Annotated in this window: 12 protein-coding genes; 3 read left to right on the top strand and 9 right to left on the bottom strand. The window is 61.1% G+C overall.

What is annotated here, in order from left to right; genetic code table 11:
• Window positions 1–45: 45 nt before the first annotated feature.
• The 3 genes from holA to leuS form a co-directional block, all read right to left on the bottom strand.
• A complete protein-coding gene (gene holA, locus AC0R79_RS26755; protein ID WP_007958673.1) occupies window positions 46–1083 on the bottom strand; it encodes a DNA polymerase III subunit delta in 1038 nt (345 codons plus the stop codon).
• 39 nt (window positions 1084–1122) lie between these two features.
• A complete protein-coding gene (locus AC0R79_RS26750; protein ID WP_127800090.1) occupies window positions 1123–1728 on the bottom strand; it encodes an LPS-assembly lipoprotein LptE in 606 nt (201 codons plus the stop codon).
• 87 nt (window positions 1729–1815) lie between these two features.
• Entirely contained in the window at window positions 1816–4422 is a 2607-nt protein-coding gene (gene leuS / locus AC0R79_RS26745; protein WP_127800088.1) for a leucine--tRNA ligase, read from the bottom strand.
• A 254-nt stretch (window positions 4423–4676) separates the two neighbouring features.
• Here leuS and AC0R79_RS26740 point away from each other — a divergent pair, with 254 nt between their 5' ends.
• Window positions 4677–5000, top strand: a complete 324-nt coding sequence (locus AC0R79_RS26740) for a hypothetical protein (RefSeq protein ID WP_007958676.1) — start codon at window positions 4677–4679, stop codon at window positions 4998–5000.
• A 105-nt stretch (window positions 5001–5105) separates the two neighbouring features.
• Complete coding sequence (locus AC0R79_RS26735) at window positions 5106–5885, top strand: YdcF family protein (RefSeq protein ID WP_474732427.1); 780 nt, start codon at window positions 5106–5108, stop codon at window positions 5883–5885.
• Between the two features lie 35 nt (window positions 5886–5920).
• Here AC0R79_RS26735 and lnt read toward each other — a convergent pair whose 3' ends face one another.
• The 5 genes from lnt to miaB all read right to left on the bottom strand — a co-directional run bounded on the left by lnt (window position 5921) and on the right by miaB (window position 11250).
• Window positions 5921–7444 (bottom strand): apolipoprotein N-acyltransferase, encoded by a 1524-nt coding sequence (lnt, locus tag AC0R79_RS26730; RefSeq protein WP_127800084.1) that lies wholly within the window; start codon window positions 7442–7444, stop codon window positions 5921–5923.
• Between the two features lie 17 nt (window positions 7445–7461).
• Window positions 7462–8301 (bottom strand): HlyC/CorC family transporter, encoded by an 840-nt coding sequence (locus tag AC0R79_RS26725; protein ID WP_007909641.1) that lies wholly within the window; start codon window positions 8299–8301, stop codon window positions 7462–7464.
• A gap of 5 nt (window positions 8302–8306) precedes the next feature.
• Window positions 8307–8801: an rRNA maturation RNase YbeY gene (gene ybeY / locus AC0R79_RS26720; protein WP_375747942.1), complete on the bottom strand. Its 495-nt coding sequence runs from the start codon at window positions 8799–8801 to the stop codon at window positions 8307–8309.
• Window positions 8794–9798 (bottom strand): PhoH family protein, encoded by a 1005-nt coding sequence (locus tag AC0R79_RS26715; RefSeq protein ID WP_085608754.1) that lies wholly within the window; start codon window positions 9796–9798, stop codon window positions 8794–8796. The genes ybeY and AC0R79_RS26715 overlap by 8 nt, the downstream gene beginning before the upstream one ends.
• 123 nt (window positions 9799–9921) lie before the next feature.
• On the bottom strand, window positions 9922–11250 hold the full coding sequence (gene miaB / locus AC0R79_RS26710; protein ID WP_074691567.1) for a tRNA (N6-isopentenyl adenosine(37)-C2)-methylthiotransferase MiaB: 1329 nt from the start codon (window positions 11248–11250) through the stop codon (window positions 9922–9924).
• 132 nt (window positions 11251–11382) lie between these two features.
• On the opposite strand from miaB, the gene AC0R79_RS26705 reads away from it, so the two are divergent.
• Complete coding sequence (locus tag AC0R79_RS26705; protein WP_007958692.1) at window positions 11383–11712, top strand: DUF1820 family protein; 330 nt, start codon at window positions 11383–11385, stop codon at window positions 11710–11712.
• Window positions 11713–11810: 98 nt separating this feature from the next.
• On the opposite strand, the gene AC0R79_RS26700 is transcribed toward AC0R79_RS26705, so the two are convergent.
• Window positions 11811–12365, bottom strand: a complete 555-nt coding sequence (locus tag AC0R79_RS26700; protein ID WP_003228518.1) for a tetratricopeptide repeat protein — start codon at window positions 12363–12365, stop codon at window positions 11811–11813.
• Window positions 12366–12546 lie beyond the last annotated feature (181 nt).

The following is a 12546-nucleotide window of genomic DNA, read 5'->3' as shown; positions in this document are numbered from 1 at the left end:
ATGGACTCGGTAAAAAAACGCGATCGCAGAGCGCGATCCCGGATTTCATTCGGCAGGCAAGGTCAGACGCTGACCGGCCATCAACAGCGCCAAGCGGCTCAGGCTCATCCACGGCGAGCCGGCCGCCTGACCCTTGATTTGCGCATCGATGCGCTGGGCTTCGAGCAGCAACTGCGCCCAGCGTTGCGCCGAGTAGCGTTGCAAGGCCTTGCTCATCAGCGGTTTGCGCTTGTCCCAGACCGGCGGTTTGGCCTGACTGAAGCACTTGTCCAGCGGCGTGCCCTGGCTGTATTGCAACGAGATGTTGGCCAGCAGGCGCAACTCACGGGCCAGGGCCCAGAGGATCACCGGCGGTTCGACCCCTTCACCGCGCAGCCCTTCGAGCATGCGCAGGGCGTGAGCCGGTTCGCCGTTGAGCACCGCGTCGGTCAGGCCGAACACGTCAAAACGCGCACTGTCGGCCACGGCCGCCTGTACGGTTTCGACAGTGATCTGCCCGCCCTCGGCCATCAGCTTGAGCTTTTCGATCTCTTGCGCAGCGGCCAGCAGGTTGCCTTCGACCCGCGCGGCAATCAGTTCGACCGCGTCCTGGCTGGCTGACAGGCCGGCCTGGGACAGACGCTGACGAATCCAGCTCGGCAACTGGTTGGCGTCCACCGGCCAGATCTGCACGAACTGGGTCTGCTGACCCTCGACCAGCGCCTTGCCCCATTTGGTCTTCTGCGCGCTACCGTCCAGCTTCGGCAGGCTGATCAGCAGCACCGTGTCTTCAGCCGGGCGCGAGCAGTATTCGATGAGTGCGGCAGCGCCCTTGTCACCGGGCTTGCCCGAAGGCAGGCGCAGTTCCAGCAGGCGTTTTTCGGCGAACAGCGACATGCTGGCGCCGGCCTGCAGCAACGTACCCCAATCGAAATTGGCGTCGGCGGCGAAGACCTGGCGTTCGTCGAATCCTTGCTGACGGGCAGCGGAGCGAATGGCGTCGGCAGCTTCCTGACACAGCAGCGGGTCATCGCCGCTGATGATGTAGACCGGCGCAAGGGCGCCTTGCAGGTGTTTGCCGAGTTGGGCGGGAGCGAGCTTCATAAGAGAGGGCGAACGGGGCGCCTGAGCGCCCCGAACGTCTTACTGCTGCGGCAGTTCGAGCGGCGACTGACGCGGGGTTTCCGCTTCAGCCTTCTGCGCCGCTTCGAGGGCGTCGGCTTCTGCCTTGGCCCGTGCGTTGGCGGTTTGCTGCAGAGCGTCCAGCTGAGCCGGCGTCAGCTGTTGCAGACGCAGCATCATGCGTTGTACCAGCTCGCGGCGGGTTTCACGGCGGGCATCGTTGGCTTCCTGGTCGGAACCCACCAGGTTGTTGCCGTCGTGGATGAACACTTTTTGCACTTCAAGCTTGTCGCTTTTGAGCAACAGGCCTTTCTCGCCACGGATGTCATAGCTGAGCACGGTGCTCACCTGATACTCGCCAGTGCGGCCGGCGCCTGCGTAGCTGAGGATGCGCTGGGTTTCCTGTTCATCGGACAGGTAAAGTTTGTATGGCGCACCGGAGACAACCTTGACGCCGCTGGATTCAAGCACCTGACGCAGTTGCGTCACGGTTTCGCCATAAGCGTTGCGAGCGCTCAGATCGAGTTCCTTGATCGTCAATTCGGTGGTGCCGGTACCGCGCAGGTGAAAACCGCAGGCGCTCAACAGGACGGCGAGGCCCATCACCAGCAGATTGCGTTTGATCATTGTGTTGCTCCCCTTGAAACCATGTGGGCCGACTCTGAGGCCCGAAAGGTTTTACTGGGCGTCAGGCTCACCTGACGCCCGATCCAATTAGCTGGCGACGATATTGACCAGTTTCCCGGGCACTACGATCACTTTGCGAATCGTCAGGCCGTCAACGAAACGCAGCACGTTTTCGTTGGCGCGGGCTGCCGCTTCGACTTCTTCACGGGTCGCGGCGGCCGGCATTTCGATCTGGCCACGCAGCTTGCCGTTGACCTGGATCACCAGGGTCAGGCTGTCCTGCACCAGCGCGCTTTCGTCCAGCACCGGCCAGCCGGCGTCGATCACCGGATCGGCGTGGCCCAGGCGGTTCCACAGCTCGTGGCTGATGTGCGGCGTGATCGGAGCCAGCAGCAGGGTCACGGTTTCCAGACCTTCCTGAACCAGTGCGCGATCCTGTTCAGTCGCTTGCGCGGCTTTTTCCAGCACGTTCATCAGCGTCATCACCTGAGCGATGGCGGTGTTGAATTTGTGGTTCTGGCCGACGTCATGGCTGGCCTGCTTGATCGCCTGGTGGATCGCGCGACGAATGACTTTCTGCTCGTCATTCAGGCCGGCGATGTCCAGTTTGCCCGGCAGGCCCTGAGTGATGTGGGCCTGAGCCAGACGCCAGACGCGCTTGAGGAAGCGGTGCGAGCCTTCCACGCCGGAGTCGGACCATTCAGCGCTCATGTCAGGTGGCGAGGCGAACATCATGAACAGACGGCAGGTGTCGGCGCCGAACTGGTCGATCATCGACTGAGGGTCGACGCCGTTGTTCTTCGACTTGGCCATCTTCTCGGTGCCGCCGATTTCCACCGGCAGGCCGTCGGCGATCAGCTTGGCGCTGATGACCTTGGCCTTGCTGTCGCGCTCGAGTTCCACGTCCGCCGGGTTGAACCAGGTGTAGGCACCGTTGGCTTCGCGACGATAGTAAGTCTCGGCGACCACCATGCCCTGGGTCAGCAGGTTCTTGAACGGCTCGTTGGAGCTCACCAGGCCCTCGTCGCGCATCAGCTTGTGGAAGAAGCGCGCGTAGAGCAGGTGAAGAATGGCGTGTTCGATACCGCCGATGTACTGATCCACCGGCAACCAGTGGTCGGCCGCGGATTTTTCCACCAGGCCGCCTTCGAAATGCGGCGAGGCGTAACGGGCGTAGTACCAGGACGACTCGACAAAGGTGTCCATGGTGTCGGTTTCACGCTTGGCAGGCTGGCCGCATTTCGGGCAGCTGCACTCGTAGAACTCGGGCATGCGCGCCAGCGGCGAACCGGCGCCGTCCGGCACCACGTCTTCCGGCAGAACGACAGGCAGTTGGTCTTCCGGCACCGGCACGTCACCGCAGGCATCGCAGTGGATGATCGGGATCGGGCAGCCCCAGTAGCGTTGACGGCTGATGCCCCAGTCGCGCAGGCGGAACTGGGTGCGCGAGGCGCCCAGCTCTTTCTTGATCAGGGCGACTTCCATGGCGTCGAACGCGCCAGCGAAGTCTAGACCGTCGAATTCGCCGGAGTTGATCAGCGTGCCGTGCTCGCCGTAGGCGTCCTGCCATGGCGCCGGATTGGTTTCACCGGAGCTGGTGCGCACCACGGATTTGACCGGCAGGTTGTACTTGTGGGCGAACTCGAAGTCGCGCTCGTCGTGCGCCGGCACAGCCATGACCGCGCCGTCGCCGTAGTGCATCAGCACGTAGTTGGCGACCCACACCGGCAGTTTTTCGCCAGTCAGCGGGTGTTCGACGAACAGGCCGGTCGGCAGGCCTTTCTTCTCTTGAGTGGCGACGTCGGCTTCGGCGACGCTGCCGCCCTTGCATTCGGCGATGAACGCTTGCAGCTCAGGGTTGTTCTTCGCGGCGAGAGCGGCCAGGTGGTGCTCGGCAGCCACGGCGACATAAGTCGCGCCCATCAGGGTGTCCGGACGGGTGGTGAAGACTTTCAGGGTGCCGCTTTCGCCGATCGAATCGACGTTGTACGGGAACTGCACTTCCATCCCGCGCGACTTGCCGATCCAGTTGCGCTGCATGGTCTTGACCTGCTCAGGCCAGCCAGTCAGTTCGTCGAGACTCTCCAGCAGCTCATCCGCGTAGGCGGTGATCTTGAAGTAGTACATCGGGATTTCGCGCTTTTCGATCAGCGCGCCGGAACGCCAGCCGCGACCGTCGATCACCTGTTCGTTGGCCAGAACGGTCTGGTCGATCGGGTCCCAGTTCACGGTGCCGTTCTTGCGGTAGATCACGCCTTTTTCGAACAGGCGAGTGAACAGCCATTGTTCCCAGCGGTAGTAATCCGGTTTGCAGGTGGTGACTTCGCGCGACCAGTCCACCGCCAGGCCCAGGCTGCGCAGCTGGGATTTCATGTAGGCGATGTTTTCGTAGGTCCACTTGGCCGGGGCCACGTTGTTCTTCATCGCGGCGTTTTCCGCCGGCATGCCGAAGGCGTCCCAACCCATCGGTTGCAGAACGTTCTTGCCGAGCATGCGCTGGTAGCGGGAGATCACGTCGCCGATGGTGTAGTTGCGCACGTGCCCCATGTGTAGCTTGCCGCTGGGGTAAGGGAACATCGACAGGCAGTAGTAAGTCTCCTTGCCTGGCTGTTCACTGACTTCAAAGGACTTTTGCTCGTCCCAGAACGACTGGGCGGCGGCTTCGATTTCACGGGGCTGATATTGTTCGTGCATGGCTACTTTTGTACTGGATAGGGGTGGCCTAATCCTCTTCAATGCGACGTTCGGGGCGTGCCGGACGAGCTGGAAGTGGAGTTACAGGAAGCGCCGTAGCATACATGACCGCGCTCGGCCTAGGGAAACCCTGATTGCAGCCGTTTGACCGGCTGAAATCGCGGCGAGGGCCGTTGGTCGCGGCGTGCAGCCGGTTTGTGCAGCGAAGCTAAGCTCTAACTGGGGAGTGAGTCTTATCTTCAATGAGGTGAGGGATGGTGGAGTCACAGCAAAAAAACGTTACCAAACCCGAGTTGTACGAGCGGTTGATCGATCGTCTGGGTATGGCCCTGGACGCGGCAAAAACCGCTGGAAGGCTGCGCGACGAGCGCCCCCTGGAGCTGGAATTGCGTGGCTTGAGTCCCGCCGAGTTCAAACTGGTCAAGGCCTATCTGGATCGCAGTGAGCGTGAAACCCACGGATACCTGTCACAAGCGGTGAAACAACTCGATGCAGCCCATACGGCCAATGTCATCTGGCTCAAGGACAAGGCGCCCGGCAGAGACCCCGTCAAGGTTCGGACTCTGCAGGCCAAGTAAACGCATGGCAGGTCAAAAAGCGGATCTTTTTCAACAGGATCCGACCCTACTGGTTGTCGCGCTGTATCAACCCACTTAGGCTTCGGGCATCTCTGGAGATGCTCGATGCCTTTTCGTTATTTCATTAAACAACTTCTATTGCCGCCCGGCCTTCTTTTGCTGCTGTTGCTGGCGGCCTGGTGGCTGCGTCGCTCGCGGCCACGGCTGGCCGGGCTGTGTTTTGCCCTGGGTTTTGGCGGCTTTTTGCTGATGAGTCTGCCGGTGGTCGTGCAATGGGGCGCCAAGGCCCTGGAGCGCGAGCCGCCGCTGGCCCGGGAAGCATGGACAAGCCTGGCGCAGCGTGCTGATGCGATTGTGGTGCTGGGCTCAGGGCGCGAGCGCGGCGATCTGGCCTGGGGCGAAGATCAGCCGACCGGTGTTGGACTGGAGCGCCAACGTTACGCGGCGCGACTGGCCAAGGCGTCGGGGTTACCGATTCTGACCAGCGGTGGCCTGCATTACGGTACGCCGCCGACCGAAGCCAAACTGATGGCCGACTCGTTGCGTGATGATTTCGGTGTGACGGTGCGCTGGCAGGAAGGGGAGAGTCGCACCACGTGGGAAAACGCCGAATTCAGCGCCAAAATACTCTTGCCGGAAGGCGTCAAACGCATCGTGCTGGTGACCCAGGCGTGGCACATGCAGCGAGCGGTGTGGAGTTATCAACAGGCTGGATTCGAAGTGGTGCCGGCGCCGGTCGGTTTCCTCGGCACGGACAATGCGCGACCGTTTGGCGGCTGGCTGCCGGAGTTCAAGTCGATCTCGCAGAGCGGGCAGTTGATGAACGAGGCGGTGGGGCAAATCGGTTATTCGCTGTTCTATCGAGGGGATGACAGCGCCGATTGATCACTCCCGCGCAGGACGCGGGAGTGAGCAGGTTTTCAGAGCGTCTTGGACATCCGGTTGGTCATCAACGCCCAGCCAAACAGCACCACGCACAGGATGATCAACGGCCACGAGCGCCATTGCAGATACGGCGTCAGGTTGTGCATCGGCACCACTTCGCCGTACAGCACGCCCTGTTCAAACTGCGGAATGCGTTCGGTGATCTGGCCGAACGGGTTGATCAGCCCGGTCACACCGTTGTTGGTCGCGCGAATCATCCAGCGTCCCGCTTCAAGCGCGCGCATCTGCGCCATTTGCAGGTGTTGCAACGGGCCGATGGACGTACCGAACCAGGTGTCGTTGCTGATCGTCAACAGCAGATCGCTGCGTGCCGCCAGGCCCGCGGCGAATTCCGGGTAGACCACTTCATAGCAGATGAACGGCGCGATCTGATAACCCTTGGCCTGCAACAGCGCCTGATCGGCAGGGCCGCGGGCGAAGTCGGACATTGGCAGGTCGAAGAACGCGATCAGCCCGCGCAGGATGTCCTGCAACGGTACGTATTCGCCGAACGGCACCAGCTTCTGTTTCAGATAAGTGCCATCGCCTTCGCCAACCACGGTGATGCCATTGAAGAAGCGTTTTTCGTGGCGGACCATTTCGCGGATCGGCACGCCGGTGATCAGCGCCGATTTACGCTCGGCGGCGAAGTTGCCCATCATGGTCAGGTAGCCCTCGGCGGACTCCTTGAGCACCGGGACAGCGGTTTCAGGCCAGATCAACAGGTCGACAGGTTTGGAGCGGAAACTCAGGTCGCGGTACAGCGCCAGTTGCGCATTGAGCTCGGCCGGGTCCCATTTCATGCTTTGTGCGACGTTGCCCTGAATCGCGGCAACGGTCAGCGGCGCGCCCGCCGGGCTGGTCCAGGCATGGCCCTTGAGCGCAATGCCTGCCGCCCATGGGCCGATCAGCAATACCAGGCCGGCGGCGATGAAGGCTTTGCGGCGGGTTTGCAGCAGGCGCGGCGCGTTGTAGATCAGTGCAGCGGTCAGTGCGAGGACGAACGACACCAGCCACATGCCGCCTACTGGCGCGAGCCCGGCGAGCGGGCCGTCGAGCTGGCTGTAACCGGAATACAGCCATGGGAAACCGGTGAGGAACCAGCCACGGAAAGCTTCCTGACCGACCCACAACGCCGCAAACGCCAGGGCGTCGGCCACCGGTGCTTCGTTACGCCGCAACCAGCGCGCCCAGAGCCACGCAGGCAGAGCGAAGAACCAGGCAATGGCCACCGTGAAGATCAGCATCAGGAACCCGGCCAGTAGCACCGAAGCGCCGCCGAAGTGGTGGATGCTGTAATAGATCCAGCTGGTGCCGGCGCCAAACAGGCCGAAACCGAAGCACCAGCCACGGCCCAGTGCCTGACGCGGACTCAGCTCGCGCAGGCCCGCATAGAACAGGCCGACCGCCAGCAGGGCCAGCGGCCAGAGATCGAACGGTGCCAGAGCGAAGGTGGTGATTGCACCGGCCGCCACGGCCAGCAGGTTACCGGGCCAGCCGGGACGGGTTGTCCAGCGCATTTCAATCCTTAGATTTCTTACCGGGCGATTGGGGTCAGTCGCAGCAAATGAATCCGACGGCTGTCGGCATTCAGGATGCGGAAACGATAGGCGCCGATTTCAGTGATTTCGTTGCGTTTTGGCAAGTGCCCGAACGCACTCATCACCAGCCCGCCGACGGTGTCGAACTCGTCGTCGGAGAATTCGCTGTCGAAGAACTCGTTGAAGTTCTCGATCGGCGTCAGGGCCTTGATCAGGAAATCACCGCTGGGCAGCGGCTTGATGTAGCTGTCTTCTTCGACGTCGTGCTCGTCTTCAATGTCGCCGACGATTTGTTCAAGCACGTCTTCGATGGTCACCAGACCGGCCACACCGCCGTACTCGTCAATAACGATGGCCATGTGGTTGTGGTTGGCGCGGAATTCACGCAGCAACACGTTCAGACGCTTGGACTCCGGCACGAAGGTGGCCGGGCGCAGCAGGTCCTTGATGTTGAAGCTGTCGCCGTTCTCCTTGAGGATCAGCGGCAGCAGATCCTTGGCCAGCAGCACGCCCATCACGTCGTCATGGCTTTCGCCGATGACCGGGTAGCGCGAGTGGGCCGAGTCGACCACAGCGGGGAGGAATTCGCGGGGTGTCTGGGTCGCCTTGATGCTGATCATCTGCGAGCGCGGCACCATGATGTCGCGAACCTGCAGGTCAGCCACCTGGATGGCGCCTTCGACGATGGCCAGCGCTTCGCTGTCCAGCAGTTTGTTCTGATGTGCATCGCGCAGCAGCTCAAGCAGCTCCTGGCGGTTCTTCGGCTCGTGGGCAAAAGCCTGGGTCAGTTTGCCCAGCCATGACTTTTGCCCGTTGCTCGATCGATCTTCGCTCATAGCGATTACTCTGAATCCTTTGTTGTAACAGTAGGGGATGTTTCGGTTTCGTCGTCCGCGTACGGATCGGGATAACCCAATTCGGCAAGCAACTCGCGTTCCAGTGCTTCCATTTCCTCGGCTTCCTCGTCATCTATATGGTCGTAACCAAGCAGATGCAAGCAGCCGTGAATGACCAGATGTGCCCAGTGGGCCTTTAGTTCCTTGCCCTGTTCGGCAGCTTCGCGCTCGACCACCGCCACGCAGATCACCAGATCGCCCAGCAATGGAATGTCGAGAAACTCATCGGGCACTTCGGCGGGGAAGGACAGGACGTTGGTCGCGTAATCCTTGTGGCGCCAGGTGTGATTCAGTTCGCGGCCTTCTTCCTCGTCGACCAGACGAATGGTCATTTCCGAGTCAGCGGTGCGCTGGCGCAGGGCCAGTTCGCACCATTGGCGGAACTCGGCTTCGATCGGCGCAGACGCTTCGGTCGCGATTTGCAGGTCAAGCTCAAGCATCGTGGCGGGTGTCCTTTGGCGCTTCATCAGCGACACGCGTCTCGAAGCGCTCGTAGGCTTCTACGATGCGTTGCACCAACGGATGGCGCACCACGTCTTTAGGCTGGAAGTGCGTGAAGCTGATGCCCGGCACATCTTTCAGGACTTCGATGACGTGATGAAGTCCGGATTTGGTGCCGCGCGGCAGGTCAACCTGGGTGATGTCGCCGGTGATCACGGCCGTGGAGCCGAAACCGATCCGGGTCAGGAACATCTTCATCTGCTCGACGGTGGTGTTCTGGCTTTCGTCGAGAATGATGAAGCTGTTGTTCAGCGTACGGCCGCGCATGTAGGCCAGCGGTGCGACTTCGATCACCTGACGCTCGATCAGCTTGGCCACGTATTCGAAGCCGAGCATTTCGTAGAGCGCGTCGTAGAGCGGGCGCAGGTACGGGTCGATCTTCTGCGACAGGTCGCCAGGCAGGAAGCCGAGTTTTTCACCCGCTTCGACCGCCGGACGCACCAGCAGGATGCGACGGATCTGTTCACGCTCCAGCGCATCGACGGCGCAGGCGACAGCCAGATAGGTCTTGCCGGTACCGGCCGGGCCGATGCCGAAGTTGATGTCGTTGCCGAGAATTTCCTTCACATAGCGCAGCTGATTCAAGCCGCGTGGGCGAATCATGCCTTTCTTGGTGCGCAGGGCGACGGAGGCTTCGGCGGGGGCGTGGTTGTCCAGCTGCTCAACGGCCGATTCCTGAAGGAACAGGTGAACCGTATCCGGCGACAGCTCTGAACCCTTGGTTTCCCGGTACAGGCGGCGAATGAGGTTTTCCGCGGAAGTGGTGTGCTTGGGTTCGCCGATCAGCTCGAACTGATTGCCGCGGTTGCGGATCTCGATCGCCAGGCGCTGTTCGATCAGCCGCAGGTGCTCGTCGAACTGCCCGCACAGATTGGCGAAGCGGCGAGCCTCAAAGGGCTCGAGGATGAAACGATGTGGTTCGATGGGTGCGTTCAAGGTCGTATTTAGCCGCCCTGGGGCAATTAGGATGAAATCAAGGATAACGCCAGCGGCGTGGGTGCGAAAGCTCTTAAAAAGCCTTGCATCGATTCAGCCGTCTGGCGGGCTCTCCTTGCGGTGTTACTGGATCAGCGAGCCGCGCAGCGAGTGCGGTTGCGCCGCGTCGATGTGGACGTCGGCGAACTGGCCGATCAGGGTCGGATTATCGCAGCGGAAGTTGACGATACGGTTATTCTCGGTGCGCCCTTGCAGTTCGCCCGGGTCTTTCTTCGAATAATCGGTCACCAGAATCCGCTGGACCGAACCGACCATTTGTCGGCTGATCTCGAACCCTTGCTGATTCAAGCGGTGCTGCAAGGCGTTCAGGCGTTCTTTCTTCAGTTCTTCCGGGGTGTCGTCGGCCAGATCGGCGGCCGGAGTGCCCGGGCGCTGGCTGTAGACAAACGAGTAGGAAAAGTCGAAACCGACGTCGGCAATCAGCTTCATGGTCTGTTCGAAATCTTTTTCGGTTTCCCCCGGGAAGCCGACGATGAAGTCCGAGCTGATGCAGATGCCCGGTACGGCTGCGCGCAGTTTGCGCAGCTTGGATTTGTACTCCAGCGCCGTGTGGTTGCGCTTCATCGCGGCCAGGATCCGGTCCGAACCCGACTGCACCGGCAAGTGCAGGTGCTTGACCAGTTCCGGCACTTCGGCGTGGGCCTGGATCAGGCTGTCGGAAAACTCCAGCGGGTGCGAGGTGGTGTAGCGGATGCGGTCGATGCCATCGACCGCTGCGACCACACGGATCAGTTCGGCCAGGTCCGCCAGGCGACCGTCGTGGGTCAGCCCGCGATAGCCGTTGACGTTCTGCCCCAGCAGGGTCACTTCGCGCACGCCGTGTTCGGCCAGGTGAATGATCTCGGCGATCACGTCGTCGAACGGCCGGCTGACTTCTTCGCCGCGGGTGTAAGGCACCACGCAAAACGTGCAGTACTTGCTGCAGCCTTCCATCACCGAGACATAGGCGCTCGGGCCGTCGATGCGCGGCTCGGGCAGGTGGTCGAATTTTTCGATCTCCGGGAACGAGACGTCGACTTGCGGCAGCTTGCTGATGCGCGCGGCGTCGATCATTTCCGGCAGGCGGTGCAGGGTCTGCGGGCCGAACACCACGTCGACGTACGGGGCGCGATCACGGATCGCCGCGCCTTCCTGGCTGGCCACGCAACCACCGACAGCGATCACCATGTCCGGATTGGCCAGTTTCAGTTCGCGCCAGCGGCCGAGCTGGGAATACACCCGGTCCTGGGCGCGTTCGCGGATCGAGCAGGTGTTGAGCAGGATCACGTCGGCATCTTCGGCGCGCGCCGTGACTTCCAGGGCCTGGTGTTCGCCCAGCAGATCGACCATGCGCGAGCTGTCGTACTCGTTCATCTGGCAACCGTGGGTTTCGATGTAAAGCTTCTTGGCCATGGAATAGGGTCGTCACGTGGTTCAAAGAACCGCGCATTATAGGGAACATGTCCCCAGGTTCCTACCGCTGCGCGTCCGGTGGCTATGCTATAGTTCGCGCCCTCATTTTTACCCCGATGTCGTCCGCCCGCCATGACCAAACGCGAAGCTCCAATCTACAAGGTGATTTTCCTCAATCAGGGCCAGGTGTTCGAAATGTACGCCAAGCAGATCTATCAAAGTGATCTGTGGGGTTTCCTGGAAGTGGAAGAGTTCGTCTTTGGCGAGCGCACGCAAGTGGTCGTCGATCCGAGCGAAGAAAAGCTCAAGGCGCAGTTCGAAGGCGTGGTGCGCAGCTTTGTGCCGATGCACTCGATCGTGCGCATCGATGAAGTGGAGCGTCTGGGTACGCCAAAGATCAGCGAAGCCCGTGGCGGCGTTGGCAACGTGATGCCGTTTCCGGTGCCGATGCCTGAGAAGTAAAACCGGCTTTTATGGAAGTGATCGTTCCCATGCTCTGCGTGGGAATGCCGCCTTCGACGCTCCGTGTCGGTGACGCAAAGCGCGAGAACTATCGTTAGTCAGGGCAGGGGCGAGAACGGCGTACGCCCGTCGGCGCTCTGCAGTTCCATCAGGTATTTACGGAAAATTTGCCCGAGCACTTGCGTGGCAGTCTCAAGATCTTCGCGGGACATTTTTTCGGAGACTTCGTCGGCCGTATCCAGCGCATCTTCTGCACCGTTGACCGCCGCCATCTTCAGCACGATGTACGCCTGAATGTTGTTGGCCTGCACGCCTTCGCCGTGGAAGAACATGGTGCCGAGCTTGAATTGCGCCTGGGCGTGGCCTTGCAGCGAGGCCTTTTCGAAATAGCTCAGGGCTTGATTGAGGTCGCGCGGCGCATTCTTGCCGTCGTAGTAGAACTCACCCAACTCGTATTGCGCTTGCGCATCCCCCTCATCCGCTGCCTTTTGGCAGGCGGCGAGGGCCTGCGTGACATCTTGCGGCTGAGTATTGAGGGTGCAGCGACCCATCGCCGGGATCAACAACGAGTTGCCGCCTGCTTGTGCATGTGCGAGCAGCGGCTGAAGGAGCAACAGGCAGCCCAAGGCAAGGGTGCGGCCGGTGCGGTTCATGGGAATCGACTTACCTCTGAAGGGCGCGCGGACCCGTCGAGGGATCCAATAAGCGCGCATTATGAAATAAGCAGGGCCATCCTTACAAAGTCTTTACTCGATTTTCTGCTGCGCGGGAAATATATCGCCCACTTTATGGGAGATTTTTGGCAGGAGTGTCGGAAAAGACGTGCGGATGTAG

The organism is Pseudomonas sp. HD57-3 (genome assembly GCF_056113135.1).
Note: the sequence above shows the minus strand (reverse complement) of the source record. Positions and strands in the feature narration are given on the sequence as shown.

Bases quoted from the DNA above. Each gene is read 5' to 3' on its own strand.
- AC0R79_RS26705 (WP_007958692.1), top strand. From the start codon at position 11,383: ATGACCAAACGCGAAGCTCCAATCTACAAGGTGATTTTCCTCAATCAG.
- lnt (WP_127800084.1), bottom strand. From the start codon at position 7,444: ATGCGCTGGACAACCCGTCCCGGCTGGCCCGGTAACCTGCTGGCCGTG.
- miaB (WP_074691567.1), bottom strand. From the start codon at position 11,250: ATGGCCAAGAAGCTTTACATCGAAACCCACGGTTGCCAGATGAACGAG.
- AC0R79_RS26735 (WP_474732427.1), top strand. From the start codon at position 5,106: ATGCCTTTTCGTTATTTCATTAAACAACTTCTATTGCCGCCCGGCCTT.
- AC0R79_RS26725 (WP_007909641.1), bottom strand. From the start codon at position 8,301: ATGAGCGAAGATCGATCGAGCAACGGGCAAAAGTCATGGCTGGGCAAA.
- AC0R79_RS26750 (WP_127800090.1), bottom strand. From the start codon at position 1,728: ATGATCAAACGCAATCTGCTGGTGATGGGCCTCGCCGTCCTGTTGAGC.
- ybeY (WP_375747942.1), bottom strand. From the start codon at position 8,801: ATGCTTGAGCTTGACCTGCAAATCGCGACCGAAGCGTCTGCGCCGATC.
- AC0R79_RS26700 (WP_003228518.1), bottom strand. From the start codon at position 12,365: ATGAACCGCACCGGCCGCACCCTTGCCTTGGGCTGCCTGTTGCTCCTT.
- holA (WP_007958673.1), bottom strand. From the start codon at position 1,083: ATGAAGCTCGCTCCCGCCCAACTCGGCAAACACCTGCAAGGCGCCCTT.
- leuS (WP_127800088.1), bottom strand. From the start codon at position 4,422: ATGCACGAACAATATCAGCCCCGTGAAATCGAAGCCGCCGCCCAGTCG.
- AC0R79_RS26740 (WP_007958676.1), top strand. From the start codon at position 4,677: ATGGTGGAGTCACAGCAAAAAAACGTTACCAAACCCGAGTTGTACGAG.